This window comes from Robiginitalea sp. (assembly GCF_982776155.1).
In genome coordinates this window covers 34,414-47,470 of the sequence record NZ_CEXZKX010000005.1, presented here as the reverse complement: position 1 = coordinate 47,470, position 13,057 = coordinate 34,414, and the positions used below count along the sequence as shown (strand labels likewise).

General features: G+C 58.2%; 12 protein-coding genes. 6 read left to right on the top strand and 6 right to left on the bottom strand.

Annotation, left to right across the window (positions count from 1 at the left end; genetic code table 11):
- Positions 1 to 235 precede the first annotated feature (235 nt).
- Positions 236 to 1,765, top strand: coding sequence for a SulP family inorganic anion transporter (locus AC3DKS_RS09785; RefSeq protein ID WP_272607008.1), 1,530 nt, complete (start codon positions 236 to 238; stop codon positions 1,763 to 1,765).
- Positions 1,766 to 1,795: 30 nt separating this feature from the next.
- Here AC3DKS_RS09785 and AC3DKS_RS09780 read toward each other — a convergent pair whose 3' ends face one another.
- From AC3DKS_RS09780 to AC3DKS_RS09770, 3 genes are read right to left on the bottom strand one after another with little or no spacing between them, the layout of a single operon-like run.
- Positions 1,796 to 2,284: a c-type cytochrome gene (locus AC3DKS_RS09780; RefSeq protein WP_015753532.1), complete on the bottom strand. Its 489-nt coding sequence runs from the start codon at positions 2,282 to 2,284 to the stop codon at positions 1,796 to 1,798.
- A 41-nt stretch (positions 2,285 to 2,325) separates the two neighbouring features.
- Positions 2,326 to 3,303, bottom strand: a complete 978-nt coding sequence (locus AC3DKS_RS09775; RefSeq protein ID WP_272607009.1) for a YheT family hydrolase — start codon at positions 3,301 to 3,303, stop codon at positions 2,326 to 2,328.
- 3 nt (positions 3,304 to 3,306) lie between these two features.
- On the bottom strand, positions 3,307 to 4,287 hold the full coding sequence (locus AC3DKS_RS09770) for an NAD(P)H-dependent flavin oxidoreductase (protein WP_015753534.1): 981 nt from the start codon (positions 4,285 to 4,287) through the stop codon (positions 3,307 to 3,309).
- A gap of 156 nt (positions 4,288 to 4,443) precedes the next feature.
- On the opposite strand from AC3DKS_RS09770, the gene AC3DKS_RS09765 reads away from it, so the two are divergent.
- Positions 4,444 to 4,920: an acyl-CoA thioesterase gene (locus AC3DKS_RS09765; protein ID WP_041326986.1), complete on the top strand. Its 477-nt coding sequence runs from the start codon at positions 4,444 to 4,446 to the stop codon at positions 4,918 to 4,920.
- Here the strand turns inward: AC3DKS_RS09765 and AC3DKS_RS09760 are convergent.
- The 3 genes from AC3DKS_RS09760 to AC3DKS_RS09750 are packed head-to-tail and all read right to left on the bottom strand — an operon-like array spanning position 4,904 to position 7,002.
- The gene (locus AC3DKS_RS09760; RefSeq protein WP_272607010.1) at positions 4,904 to 5,797 is read right to left on the bottom strand and encodes a DMT family transporter; all 894 of its coding nucleotides are present in this window, start codon (positions 5,795 to 5,797) and stop codon (positions 4,904 to 4,906) included. The genes AC3DKS_RS09765 and AC3DKS_RS09760 overlap by 17 nt on opposite strands.
- A complete protein-coding gene (locus AC3DKS_RS09755) occupies positions 5,794 to 6,147 on the bottom strand; it encodes an arsenate reductase family protein (protein ID WP_272607011.1) in 354 nt (117 codons plus the stop codon). The genes AC3DKS_RS09760 and AC3DKS_RS09755 overlap by 4 nt, the downstream gene beginning before the upstream one ends.
- Positions 6,148 to 6,201: 54 nt before the next feature.
- Positions 6,202 to 7,002, bottom strand: coding sequence for a DUF3298 and DUF4163 domain-containing protein (locus AC3DKS_RS09750; RefSeq protein WP_272607012.1), 801 nt, complete (start codon positions 7,000 to 7,002; stop codon positions 6,202 to 6,204).
- Positions 7,003 to 7,124: 122 nt separating this feature from the next.
- Here AC3DKS_RS09750 and AC3DKS_RS09745 point away from each other — a divergent pair, with 122 nt between their 5' ends.
- The 4 genes from AC3DKS_RS09745 (at position 7,125) to AC3DKS_RS09730 (ending at position 13,012) form a co-directional block, all read left to right on the top strand.
- The gene (locus tag AC3DKS_RS09745; protein ID WP_272607013.1) at positions 7,125 to 8,291 is read left to right on the top strand and encodes a cystathionine gamma-synthase; all 1,167 of its coding nucleotides are present in this window, start codon (positions 7,125 to 7,127) and stop codon (positions 8,289 to 8,291) included.
- Positions 8,292 to 8,420: 129 nt separating this feature from the next.
- Complete coding sequence (gene gdhA, locus AC3DKS_RS09740; protein ID WP_272607014.1) at positions 8,421 to 9,773, top strand: NADP-specific glutamate dehydrogenase; 1,353 nt, start codon at positions 8,421 to 8,423, stop codon at positions 9,771 to 9,773.
- A 106-nt stretch (positions 9,774 to 9,879) separates the two neighbouring features.
- Positions 9,880 to 10,599, top strand: a complete 720-nt coding sequence (recO, locus tag AC3DKS_RS09735) for a DNA repair protein RecO (protein WP_272607015.1) — start codon at positions 9,880 to 9,882, stop codon at positions 10,597 to 10,599.
- Entirely contained in the window at positions 10,583 to 13,012 is a 2,430-nt protein-coding gene (locus AC3DKS_RS09730) for a TonB-dependent receptor plug domain-containing protein (RefSeq protein WP_430930913.1), read from the top strand. The genes recO and AC3DKS_RS09730 overlap by 17 nt, the downstream gene beginning before the upstream one ends.
- The last annotated feature ends 45 nt before the right edge of the window (positions 13,013 to 13,057 follow it).

The window sequence follows — 13,057 nt, the reverse complement described above, 5'->3', positions numbered from 1 at the left end:
AATTTTGGTTGGTTGGTTAGTTGGAAACCGTCCGGATCCTGTAAGATCCCGGGCGGTTTCTCTTTTTAGGGGACGGGGCCCGGCAGCAAGGGGCCATTGCGGGTACCTCAATGACTCCCCGGAATTGTTGCAAAATCCTGAGAGATCCCCGCGAATTCTGAAGATTCCCGAATTCCTTCCTCCAGGCCGGGCCACTCGGAAATATTGGGTAATTTTGCCGGCTTAAATCAGGATTTTGAAGAAGTATCTGAACCTATTCGATTTTTCACAGGAAGTCAATTACCGCACGGAGATCCTTTCCGGGCTTACCGTAGCCCTGGCACTTGTGCCCGAGGCGATTGCATTTGCCCTGATTGCCGGGTTGTCCCCGCTCACCGGGCTCTATGCAGCCTTTGTATTGGGTCTGGTAACCTCCGTCCTTGGCGGAAGGCCGGGCATGATCTCCGGGGCCACCGGGGCCGTAGCGGTGGTCATCGTTTCCCTGGTAGCCGACTACGGAGTGGAATATGTCTTTGCCACGGTAATTTTAGCCGGCCTGCTGCAGGTAACGGCCGGGGTGTTCCGCCTCGGTAAATTCATGCGGCTGGTGCCCCACCCCGTGATCTTCGGGTTTGTAAACGGCCTGGCCATCATCATCTTTATGTCGCAACTCGCCCAATTCAAGACCCCGGAAGGGGATTGGATGCAGGGTCCGGCCCTTTGGACCTTTAGCGGGCTCGTTCTTCTTACCATGGCTATTATCTGGGGCCTGCCCAGGCTGAGCAAGGCCGTGCCCGCCTCCCTGGTGGCCATCCTGGTCATCTTTGGCCTGGTCCTGGCACTGGATATCCCCACCCGCAGCATCGGGGATATTGCCTCCATCAGCGGGGGCTTCCCGCCATTCCATATCCCGGAACTGCCGTGGACCCTGGAAACACTGCGCATCATCTTCCCCTATGCCGCCATCGTGGCCGGGGTGGGGCTTATCGAAAGCCTGCTGACCCTGAATATCGTCGATGAAATCACGGAAACCCGCGGCCGTGGCAACAAGGAGGCAGTGGCCCAGGGGGCCGGGAATATCCTCTCCGGCTTGTTTTCCGGGATGGGCGGGTGTGCGATGATCGGCCAGAGCCTGATCAATACCTCCAACGGTGCCCGGGCCCGGCTTTCGGGGATTGTGGCATCCCTGATGCTCCTGGTGTTCGTGGTTTACGGCTCCGGGTTGATTGAGCGCGTGCCGATGGCGGCTCTTACCGGGCTGATGATTATGGTGGCCCTGGGCACCTTTGAATGGGCGAGTCTGCGGACTTTTCGCCGGATGCCCAAATCGGACGTCCTGGTCATGGTGCTGGTTACACTGGTAACGGTCTTCCTGCACAACCTGGCCCTGGCCGTACTCGTGGGGGTGATCATCTCCGCCCTGGTTTTTGCCTGGGACAATGCCAAGCGCATCCGGGCCAGGAAGCACATCGACTCAGAAGGGGTCAAGTACTATGAAATCTACGGCCCGCTCTTTTTCGGATCGACGACATTGTTCAACGAAAAGTTCGATGTAATGGGCGACCCGGAAGAAATCGTAATCGACTTCAGGGAGAGCCGCGTGGTGGACATGTCCGCCATCGAAGCGCTTAACAAACTCACCGAACGCTACGAACGGGTGGGCAAAAAGGTCCACTTAAAGCACCTGAGCAGGGACTGCCGCCGCCTGCTCAAAGATGCCGACGACATCATCGAGATCAACGTGTTGGAAGATCCGACCTACAAGGTGCTTACCGACAAGATCTGAAGGGTGGGAGGGTCCCGGTAGGCGGAATGCCTATAGGGTCCTCAGGTATTCCAGCAGTGCCCGCGCGTCTTCTTCGGACAGGTTCTGGTTGGTCATGATCATGTTGTTGTACTCCTTGAGCAACGCCTTGGCAATGGGGTCTTCCTTGAGCATCCCGTCGGGGTTCAACATCATATTCATCACCCATTCCGGGCTGCGGCGCTCCATTACGCCCGCCATGGCCGGGCCGATCATGCGTTTTTCCACCTGGTGGCAGGCGACGCAGATCTGGTTGAATTTGGCTTCTCCGGTTGCGGCGAGTTCCTGGTCGATTTCATCGGGAAGATCCAGGGATTCCACGGGTCCCACGCCTTTGTTGGAAAGGTCTACGGGGACGCCTCCCGAATCGGCTTTTTCGGCAGCCGGGGCTTCCTGCTTGGTACGACTCATTTCAAAACCGTCGTCTTTTTTCTCCTCCTTTTTTTCGCCGCAACCCGTCACAAAAGCTGCAACGGTGCATATAGCCAAGAATTTTTTCATGATACAGATTCTTATGAGCGACTAATATACAAATTCGGTGCTTATGAATGCTGCCTGAAAAATCGAATTGCGCGGAGTTCGTTGTAGTAGGTGCCGCCCGGCAAGATAAACCCGACATGCCCGCCATAGGCCGGGGATTCGTAAAACAAGCGGGGATGCCGCTCACTGAGTGCCCCGGGATAGCAGGCGGGCCCCAGGAAACTGTCGTTGCGGGCATTGAGCAGGAGGGTGGGGACCCGGATGTTTTCCAAAACCGGCAGGCTGCTGCACCGGGCGTAGTAATCCAGGGCGTCCCGGAACCCGTGCGCCCGGCTGGTATACAGGTCGTCGAAATCCTTGAGGGTCCGGATAGCCCGGAGGGTTTCCAGGGGTATCCGGTCCGGGAAAAGGCGGTGTTTCTGACGCATTTTCTCCCGGAGGTTCCTGAGGAATCGCCGGGAATACAAACGGTTCCTCGGTTGCTGGAGCTGCATGAGGGAATCGCGCAGGTCTACAGGGACGGAAATGGCCGCTGCAGCCTGGATGCTCCGGGCCCTGCCGGGGTCTTCCCCGAGGTATTTCAGGATCAGGTTCCCGCCCAGGCTGAACCCCTTGAGGTAGATGCGGGCTTCCGGTTGTGCGGTTGTCAGGTGTTGAACCACGGCCTGCAGGTCTTCCGTAGCCCCGGAATGGTAGGAGCGGAACAGCCGGTTGGGCTCCCCGCTGCACCCCCGTAGGTTCACCGCACAGACTGCGTAGCCTTCCCCGGCAAATGCAACGGCGCTCCCGACCATATACGGGCGGCGCGTATCGCCTTCCAGGCCGTGAACCAGGACCACTATCTTACCCGGGTGCTTCGCTTTGTTCTCACCATTGCGTCCCAGCCAGTCCAGGTCCAGGAAATCCCCGTCCGGGAGTTCCAGGCGTTCCCGACGGTAGCCCGGGTTGGGGACCCGCCGGAAGAGGGCGGAATAGATGGTGGACAGGTGGCCGTTGCGCCAGTACGCCGGGGGATGATATGCAGACGGTTCCAGGGGCATCGGTCAGACGCCGTGGCAATAGCGGTCCAGCAATTCGGCTTGTTCGGTCAGGGCTTCCCGGAATTCCAGGCGGAGCCGGTCGATCAGTTCGGAAACCGGGAGGACGTCCCCGATACTGGTAACCCCTTGCCCGGCCGACCAGATGGTCTTCCAGGCCTTGGCCTCCGTATCCAATTCTTTGCCAAAGTCGATCTTCGTATCCCGTTTCAGGTCTTCTTCGGTGAGGCCGGCGGCCTCCAGGCTGGGCCCCAGGAAATTTGCGGGCACTCCGGACACGGCTGCTGTATAGACAATATCGGATGCGCCGGCCTTCACGATCATCTGCCGGTAGGCCTCCGGGGCCCGGCTTTCTTCCGTATTGATAAAACGCGTCCCCATATAGGCCAGGTCGGCCCCCATTTGCAGCGCGGCTGCCACGTCCCGTCCCGTGCTGATACAACCGGAGAGCAGCAGCGTTTTGTCAAAGACCTTCCGGACCTCGGCAATCAGGGACATCGGGTTGAGCGTTCCGGCATGCCCCCCGGCGCCCGCGGCAACCAGGATCAGTCCGTCTACCCCGGCTTCCGCTGCCTTCTCGGCATGGCGTTTCTTGATGATGTCGTGGAATACGAGGCCTCCATAACTGTGAACGGCATCCACCACATCGGAGACGGCGCCCAGGGAGGTGATTACCAATGGGACGCGGTAGCGGACACAGAGTTCCAGGTCGGCACGCAGCCTCGGGTTTGTCGGGTGAACAATCAGGTTGACCCCAAACGGGGCGGGCTTCTTGCCGGTTTCCCTTTCATAGGCCTCCAGGGCCCCGGTGATTTCCCTGAGCCACTCTTCGAAACCTTCGCTGCTGCGCTGGTTGAGGGCCGGGAATGTGCCGACGATGCCTCGTTTGCAGCAGGCGATGACAAGCTCGGGGTTGGAAATCAGAAACATGGGTGCCGCCACAACCGGCAGGCAAAGGCTATCGATAAAACGCGCTTTTTCGGGCATTGGAACAGGTTGATGGATAAAAGAAAAGTTCTAAGTTAAAAGTACGATAAAAATGCAGGGCTCCGGGAAGCGGGGAGGAAATCCGTTAATTTTGCAACCGGGTTGGCAGCAACTCAAACTGAAAACCCCGACATGTAACCCAAAACTCGTCAATTTATGTACATGAAAGCGTTCGAAGTCCGTTGGAGCGACCTGGATGCCAACCGGCACCTGGCAAACAGCGCCTACACGAATTTTATGAGCCACGCCCGTATGTCCTTCCTGATCGAATCCGGCCTGGACCTCCCGGAAATGGTGGAGCAAAACCTGGGCCCGGTGGTCTTTTTCGAGCACATGCACTACCTCAGGGAAGTACTGCCGGGAACCGGGGTGAGGGTCTCGGTGGAGGTAGCCGGCCTGAGCCGGGATGGGATGTTTTTTGAATTCCACCACAACTTCTACGACCACCGGGGGAAGCACCTGGCACATTGCAAGATGATGGGAGGTTGGATCGATCTGCACCGACGGAAGCTCACCGGGCTGCCTCAAAAATACCTGGATGCGCTCAGCCGCACGGAAAAGGCCGAAGGTTTCAAGGAACTCACCCGGGCAGACACACGCCGCCACGCCGTGCCCGTCAGGGACCTGGAATAGTACGCCTGCTCACCAGGTACACGCCGCTCATTACCAGCAGCATGGCCAGCACGTCCAAAGCGCTCAGGGTATCCTTGCCGGTGAGGAGGGCAAACCCTATACCGATTACGGGTTGCCCGTAGATAAAGGCGCTTACCGTGGAGGCTTTGAGCTGGGTCAGGGCAAACACGTTGAACAAGTAGGTGAGGAACGTGGTGCCGATAACCACAAATGCGATCGAGGCCAGCCCCCAGGCCGGGATGGACGGCCAGTCGATTTCCAGGAATTCCGGCAGCGTGATGGGCAGGTTGATGAAAACCGCCAGGGTAAACAACCAGCGCATCAAAACAAACGGGTGGTACTTCTCGATGAGTTTTTTGACAAGGATCAGGTAGAGCCCGTAACTGCTCGCATTGACGATGAACAGGAAATTCCCGAGGGGGATGTTCGGGGCGTTCATCCCGGTGGTTTCATTCAGGAAAATCAGGGCCAGGGCGCCGGCAAGCCCCAACAGAATCCCCAGGCCCCGGAGGCGTGTCAGCCGTTCGCGGATGAGGAAATACGAAAAGATCGCGACGATGATCGGGGTCACCGTAACCAGGACGGAACTGTTGACGGGCGTGGAAAGTTCGAGCCCCTTGAAGAACGACAGCATGTTGATTACCATGCCGAGGAGGGCGCAGAGCAACAGCCGCCCCCAGTCCCGTTTCTCGACAGACTGGCGGGGGCCGGCAAAGGAGATCATCCAGAACAGCGCGGCGGCCCCGGTTACCCGCAGCAGGATAAATGCAAAAGGTTGTACATAATGCGGCATGACACCCTTTGCGATGGTGTGGTTCAGGGCGTAGATGGTTGTGGCCCCTATGGCCGCCCATATGGCCAGCGTCCGCTGGCTCAAGGATGGAGGGCTTGTGCGGCTGCCGCTGTGGTTTTGGCGGCGTTGCCGATAAATACCCGGCCGCCGGCCAGGATAACGGGCCGCTTCAGGAAGGTATAGTGTTCCAGGATCAGGTCGCGGAAATCCGTTTCGCCAAGCGCGGCTTCCTTCAGGTTGCGCTCCCGGTAAAGGCGGGCGCGTTTGCTGAAAAGCGCTTCGTAGCTGCCGGCGGCCCGGCGGAGTTCTTCGAGTTGCGATGCGGTAATCGGTTCGGTTTTGATGTCCTGCAAAACCGCAGTTTCCGGCGGGTCGAGCTGTCGGAGGATCTTTTTGCAGGTATCGCAGGTGCTCAGGTAGTAGATTTTAATCATCGGTGCTTGTTGTAATGGATTGCTTCGGCAATTCTATATCATAGGGCGCCCCGGTCAGGCAGGTGGCTGCATGCCGGCCGACAGGGCCAGATAGGGGTTCGCATCTGCATAGGGGATCACCACCCGAACCGGCCCGTCTGCATAGGAGGCTACTTCATAGGGGTTGTACAGCAGCACGAGCCCCTCCGCTTCAAAGCCGATAGTATCCGGCAGGCGGAACTGGTTGTCTTCGAACATAAAACCCGTACTATTGATCTCCGCATCGGATGCGATTCCCTGGGAATCCCGGAAGGCAGCCTCCGCCAGGGCCTCCAAACCCGGCAGGTCCCGGAACAAATCGCGGTTGTCGAGCTCCCGGGCGGACTTCTTGTCAAAATTCAGGTACCGGGTGCGGGTAAACCCGTGGGCACCCCCGGTAAAGATGTAACCGTCGAGTTTCAGGCTCAGCAATTCGTCGCTTTCCAGGGCCACGACGCCTTCCACGGTTGCCTCCCACCCGATAGCCTCGTCCGGGAATTGTTCCCTGAGATTTCGGTAACCGGCCCCGAAAGCGCGGATGGCTTCCGGGATATCGCTGGCCCCGGATACCTCGTCGTAGTCCAGCCATTCGATAACCTCTTCCCGAACGCTCCGGTTAACGGCCCGGCCCAGGGCTTTATCCTCCGATGCCTCCGGCACGTACACCCGGACCGAAGGACAGTCGGCGCACACCTGCCCGAGGTATTCCCGGGGGGTAAACCCGAGTGTTTCCGGCTCCTGGCAACCGGCGGGGACGAGGATCAGTAAGAGGGCTGTAAATACCCGGGCAAGCAGGCGGACAGGCCTTTCCCGTATTGGGGCGAGGGTTGTTTTCATATCGGTTATCCGGTTGTTCCCACAAAAATACGATTTCCCCATCGTTAACGTGCCATTCGCCGCCTGACGCAGTTGTTTTCGCTGGCAGGAAGTGCTAGCTTTGCCTCAAGAGCCAGAAATTCATGAAAAAAGACCTTCGTTTCAATTCGCGAACCATCCACGGCGGACAGCATCCGGACAAAGCTTACGGTGCGGTAATGCCACCCATTTACCAGACTTCCACCTATGCCCAATCGTCCCCCGGACAGCACCAGGGCTACGAGTACTCCCGCAGCGGCAACCCAACGCGCCATGCCCTGGAGGAATCCCTGGCGAGTATTGAAAACGGCCGGTTCGGGCTGGCTTTTGCCAGTGGGCTGGCGGCCATGGATGCCGTGGTGAAACTCTTAAAGCCGGGCGACGAAGTCCTGGCGACAAATGATTTGTACGGCGGCAGTTACCGGTTGTTCCGCAAAGTCTTCGAGCCCCTGGGCATCCGTTTCCGCTTCCTGGGCATGCAGGATGCCGAAGCCGTCGCTTCGGCAATTGGGCCTGAAACCCGTTTGGTTTGGGTGGAAACCCCGACCAATCCGATGATGCAGGTGATCGATATCGCGGCCGTGGCGGAAAGCTGCCGTTCCCGGGGCGTTCTTCTGGCGGTGGACAATACCTTTGCCACCCCCTATTTACAGCGCCCGCTGGAGCTCGGGGCGGACATTGTCATGCATTCCGCGACCAAATATCTGGGGGGGCACAGCGATGTGGTGGCCGGCGGCCTGGTGGTTAAAGACAAAGAACTGGCAGACCGGTTGTATTTTATCCAGAATGCCAGCGGGGCCGTCTGCGGTCCGATGGACAGCTTCCTGGTGTTACGGGGGATCAAGACCCTGCATGTGCGGATGCAGCGCCACTGCGAGAACGGCCGGGCCGTGGCCGAATTCCTGGCGGGACACCCCGGGGTGGAACGGGTCTACTGGCCGGGTTTCCCCGACCACCCGAATCACGATATTGCCGCAAAACAGATGACCGGGTTTGGCGGGATGATTTCCTTTGTGCCACGGGGAGCCCGTTTTGAGGATGCGGTCCGGATTGTCGAAAACCTCCGGGTTTTCACCCTGGCGGAGTCGCTGGGCGGAGTGGAGAGCCTGGCGGGTCATCCGGCCAGCATGACGCACGCCAGCATCCCCAAGGAGGAACGCGAGAAAAGCGGGGTAACCGATTCGCTGATCCGGCTCAGTGTGGGGATCGAGGATGCGGCCGACCTGACGGAAGATCTGGAAAGGGCGCTGGCGGCCATGAATCGGGATTGAAAGATTTGTAATTGAAGCCGCTGTGACGCGCTTCGATTGACGATTTTGTAAAAATATATGGGTCAGATTATGAAAAACCCATAATTTTGCGCGTATATTTTTGATTCAACAATCTCAGAAATTAATCATATGGCTGATTATAAAGACAAAATTGATGCCTTTATGGAGGAGGTTACCTCCCGGAACGGGCACGAGCCGGAATTCATCCAGGCCGTTCAGGAAGTAGCCGAAACGGTTATTCCCTACATCGCCGAACAGGAAATTTACAGCGGGAAGAACATCCTGCTGCGCATGGTGGAACCCGAGCGGTTGATTTCCTTCCGGGTAGCCTGGGTGGACGACGACGGGGAAATCCACGTGAACCGCGGCTACCGGATCCAGATGAACTCGGCCATTGGCCCGTATAAGGGGGGCCTGCGTTTCCACCCTTCCGTTAACGCCAGCATCCTGAAATTCCTCGCCTTTGAACAGGTATTCAAGAACAGTCTCACCACGCTCCCGATGGGCGGGGGCAAGGGGGGCTCGGATTTTGACCCCAAAGGCAAGTCGGACGATGAGGTGATGCGCTTCTGCCACGCCTTCATGACGGAGCTTTGCCGGCACATCGGCCCGAATACTGACGTCCCCGCGGGGGATATCGGGGTAGGTGCGCGGGAAATCGGCTTCCTGTTTGGAATGTATAAGAAAATCCGCAACGAATTTACCGGTGTCCTCACCGGGAAAGGGCTCTCCTGGGGCGGCTCCAAGATCCGGCCGGAAGCCACGGGCTACGGCACGGTGTATTTTGCACAAAACATGCTCGAAACCCGAAACGACAGCATCGAGGGTAAAACGGTTGCGGTTTCGGGCTCCGGGAATGTGGCGCAATACGCAGCCGAGAAGGTATTGCAACTCGGCGGCAAGGTGGTAACCCTTTCGGATTCCGGGGGGCACATCCACGATCCGGACGGGATCGATGCGGAGAAACTCGCCTGGGTGATGGATTTGAAGAACAACCGGCGCGGCCGCATCTCCGAATATGTAAAACAATATCCGGGGGCAAGCTACCACAAAGGGAAGGCACCCTGGCATGTAGCCTGCCAGGTAGCCCTGCCGTGTGCCACACAGAATGAGCTGAACGGGGAGGACGCCAAAACGCTGATTGAAAACGGATGTATCTGCGTGGCAGAGGGCGCCAACATGCCCTCGACCCCGGAAGCGATCCACGCTTTCCACGACGCCCGTATCCTCTTTGCACCCGGGAAGGCTTCGAATGCCGGCGGGGTGGCAACGTCCGGTCTGGAAATGAGTCAGAACTCCCTCCGCATCAGTTGGACGCGTGAAGAGGTGGACCAGCGCCTGAAAGGGATCATGTCGGATATCCACGACTCCTGCATTGAATACGGCAGAGAAGACGACGGATACTGCAACTATGTGAAAGGGGCCAATATCGCCGGCTTTGTCAAAGTTGCCGATGCCATGCTCGCCCAGGGGGTAATCTGACCGGACCTGGAAAACGGAACTCACAAACGCCTTTCCGGCCCAGTGCCGGGAAGGCGTTTTTTCTCTGGAAGGGGGTCCCTATATTTACGCCTCCATAGCGATACCCATGCCAACCTCGACCAAAGCCATCGTCCTGAGTTCCCTGAAGTACGGGGAATCCAGCCTGATCGTCAGGATGTATACGGAGGCCTCCGGCCGGCAAACCTATATGCTGAAGGGGATCCTCAAGCGGCGCAAGGGCGGGTTGCGACCCGGGTTTTTCCAACCGCTGACCCAACTGGAAATCGTGTCGGGAACGGTGCGTCCCGGCAGGCTGGGCTACCTCCGGGAGGCGTTGATCGCCTACCCGTATGCCACAGTCCACAGCGACATCCGCAAAGGGGCCATAGCCCTTTTCCTTTCCGAAGTACTCTCCGAATGCATCCGGGAAGAGGAGACCAACCCGGAGCTCTTCAGCTATCTGGAACACACGCTCCAGTGGCTCGACCAGCACCAACGTATAGCCAATTTCCACATCCGTTTTCTGATGGGCCTGACGCGGTACCTCGGGTTCTATCCGGACCAGACGGACAGCCATGCCCCGTATTTTGACCTCTCAGAAGGAGCCTACTGCAGCAAGCCCGGCCTGAACCCCGTTCTGGCAGACCGGAACCTGGAAGCATTCCGGAATATTTTAGGCACAAATTTTGATGCAATTCACACGGTTGAATTGACACAGGCGGAGCGGCGCGAATTGCTGAATTCACTGATCCTGTACTATGAGATTCACCTTCAGGGATTCAAAAAACCACGTTCGTTAACGGTACTCGATGAAGTTTTTTCCTAACCGACCCATTCCAATCTGGCTCCTTTTTCTTTGGGCACCCCTGTTTATGGGCGCCCAGCAAATTACCATCCTGGATCGCGAAACCGGCGAACCGGTTGCGGATGTTGCGGTGTTTAACGCCCAGCGCAGCACGTCTGCCATCTCGGATGCCTCCGGGCAGGTGCCGATTTCGGGATTCGGGATGCGGGAACGCATCTTTTTCAGGCATATCGGCTACCAGCCCCTGAACCTTACCCGGAGGGCAATCGAGAACCAGGGGAACCGGGTGTATCTGGAAATACAGGCCGAACAGTTACAGGAAGTGGTCATGTCCGTTTCCAAATGGCAGCAGCAGAAGCGGGAAGTCCCCCAGAAAATCGAAACGATCGGGGCGGCAGACGTCGCTTTCGGGAACCCCCAGACCGCTGCAGACCTGTTGCAGCAATCCGGTAAAATATTCGTCCAGAAAAGCCAGTACGGGGGCGGGAGCCCCATGATCCGGGGGTTTGCCACCAACCGGGTGCTGCTTGCCGTGGACGGGGTGCGCATGAACAATGCGATTTTTCGCGGGGGCAACCTCCAGAATGTCCTGTCCATCGACCCCTTCGCGGTTCGGAAAACCGAGGTGCTGTTTGGACCGGGGTCGGTGATTTACGGCAGCGATGCAATTGGGGGCGTCATGAATTTCTACACCCGGGATGCGCTGCTTTCCCCGGGGGATTCCCTGATGGTGGCCGGCAGCCTGGAATACCGGACCGCCACGGCCTCCGGCGAACATACGGCCCATGGCCGGGTCAACCTCGGGTTCGAAAACTGGGGGATGCTCACAAGCCTTACATACAACCATTTCGGCGACCTGCGGATGGGCAGCCACGGGCCGGATTCTTACCTGAGGCGCCGCTACGTGGTTACGGAAGGGGGTACGGATCGCCTGGAAGACAACCCGAACCCGCTTCGCCAGGTACCCAGCGGATACGATCAGGTAAGCCTGATGCAAAAATTCCGGTATAAGCCGGCCCGCCAATGGGACTTGAACCTGGGGGTGCACTATAGCGAAACCTCGGACTATGCCCGGTACGACCGCCTGATCCGCCCGGATTCCGACGGGGACGGCCTCCGGTCTGCCGAGTGGTATTACGGCCCCCAGAAATGGTTTATGGGGAATATCCGCATGGCCCATACGGGGGGGAACAAGTTTTACGAAGGCATGAAACTCAGCGCGGCCTACCAGTTTTTTGAAGAGAGCCGCAACGACCGGGATTTCGGGGAAGACATCCTGTATTCCACCCGGGAACGCGTGGGGGCCTACTCCCTGAACCTGGATTTTGAAACCCGTAAGGTCGGCGACCTGCGGTTGTACTACGGGGCCGAGTATATCGGGAATTCCGTCCGGTCCGACGGATCGGAGACCAACGTGCAGTCCGGTGTGCGGGATGGCGGTGCTTCCCGCTACCCGGATGGTTCCTCCTGGCAAACGGTGGCGGCCTACGTCAACGGGTCGTACCGGTTCAAGCCCAACCTGACGCTGCTGGCTGGGATGCGTTACAGTCACGTCTGGATCGATGCGGAATTTGACCCGACCTATTACGACTTCCCTTTTGAGGATGCAAACCTGGACAACGGGGCGCTCACCGGCAGCCTGGGAATCAGTTGGTTCCCCGGGAGGAATACCCAGGTCACCCTGAACGGTTCTACGGGTTTCCGGGCGCCGAACATCGACGATATCGGGAAGATATTCGATTCGGAGCCCGGTTCGGTTGTAGTGCCGAACCCGGACCTGGAACCCGAGTACGCCTACAACGCCGAATTGGGGGTGCGGCAGAATATCCGGGACCGGCTGGTTGTCAAAGGCTCGGTTTACTACACTTATCTGGTAGACGCGCTGGTACGGCGGGATTTCACCTTTAACGGGGAACGCACCATCCCCTACAACGGGGAACCCAGTAATGTACAGGCCATCCAGAATGCGGCCAAAGCCTATGTATACGGGGTGGAACTCGGTTTCGACGCCTCCCTGGCGGAACACTGGAGCCTGCTGGGCAACTACACGATTACCGAAGGGGTTGAGGAAGAGGAGGACGGCAGCGAGTCGCCCGCGCGGCATGCAGCCCCGGATTTTGCAGACTTGCACCTGGTCTATAGCAAATACCCGCTTAAGGCGTCCTTCTTCCTGAATTACAACGGGGAAGTACCCTTCGAGGACCTGGCCTTTTCCGAACGCAGCAAAACCTTTATTTACGCGTCGGATGCCGGGGGCAATCCCTTCAGCCCGGCCTGGTATACGCTGAATTTCCGGTCTTCCTATACCTTTCCGGGCGATTACCGCCTGACCCTCGCGGTAGAAAACATCACAGACCAGCGCTACCGGCCGTATTCCTCCGGGATCGCAGCGGCCGGCATCAACGTCATTGCCGGGTTGTCCATGCGGTTCTAAAAAAAACCCGGGACCTGAAGGTTCCCGGGGTATTTAAATGGCGTT

What these genes read in the sequence shown, in the direction of transcription:
- AC3DKS_RS09775 (WP_272607009.1), bottom strand. Translation starts at nt 3,303, where the DNA reads ATGCCCCTGGAACCGTCTGCATATCATCCCCCGGCGTACTGGCGCAAC.
- gdhA (WP_272607014.1), top strand. Translation starts at nt 8,421, where the DNA reads ATGGCTGATTATAAAGACAAAATTGATGCCTTTATGGAGGAGGTTACC.
- AC3DKS_RS09770 (WP_015753534.1), bottom strand. Translation starts at nt 4,287, where the DNA reads ATGCCCGAAAAAGCGCGTTTTATCGATAGCCTTTGCCTGCCGGTTGTG.
- AC3DKS_RS09765 (WP_041326986.1), top strand. Translation starts at nt 4,444, where the DNA reads ATGTACATGAAAGCGTTCGAAGTCCGTTGGAGCGACCTGGATGCCAAC.
- AC3DKS_RS09745 (WP_272607013.1), top strand. Translation starts at nt 7,125, where the DNA reads ATGAAAAAAGACCTTCGTTTCAATTCGCGAACCATCCACGGCGGACAG.
- recO (WP_272607015.1), top strand. Translation starts at nt 9,880, where the DNA reads ATGCCAACCTCGACCAAAGCCATCGTCCTGAGTTCCCTGAAGTACGGG.
- AC3DKS_RS09780 (WP_015753532.1), bottom strand. Translation starts at nt 2,284, where the DNA reads ATGAAAAAATTCTTGGCTATATGCACCGTTGCAGCTTTTGTGACGGGT.
- AC3DKS_RS09750 (WP_272607012.1), bottom strand. Translation starts at nt 7,002, where the DNA reads ATGAAAACAACCCTCGCCCCAATACGGGAAAGGCCTGTCCGCCTGCTT.
- AC3DKS_RS09755 (WP_272607011.1), bottom strand. Translation starts at nt 6,147, where the DNA reads ATGATTAAAATCTACTACCTGAGCACCTGCGATACCTGCAAAAAGATC.
- AC3DKS_RS09730 (WP_430930913.1), top strand. Translation starts at nt 10,583, where the DNA reads ATGAAGTTTTTTCCTAACCGACCCATTCCAATCTGGCTCCTTTTTCTT.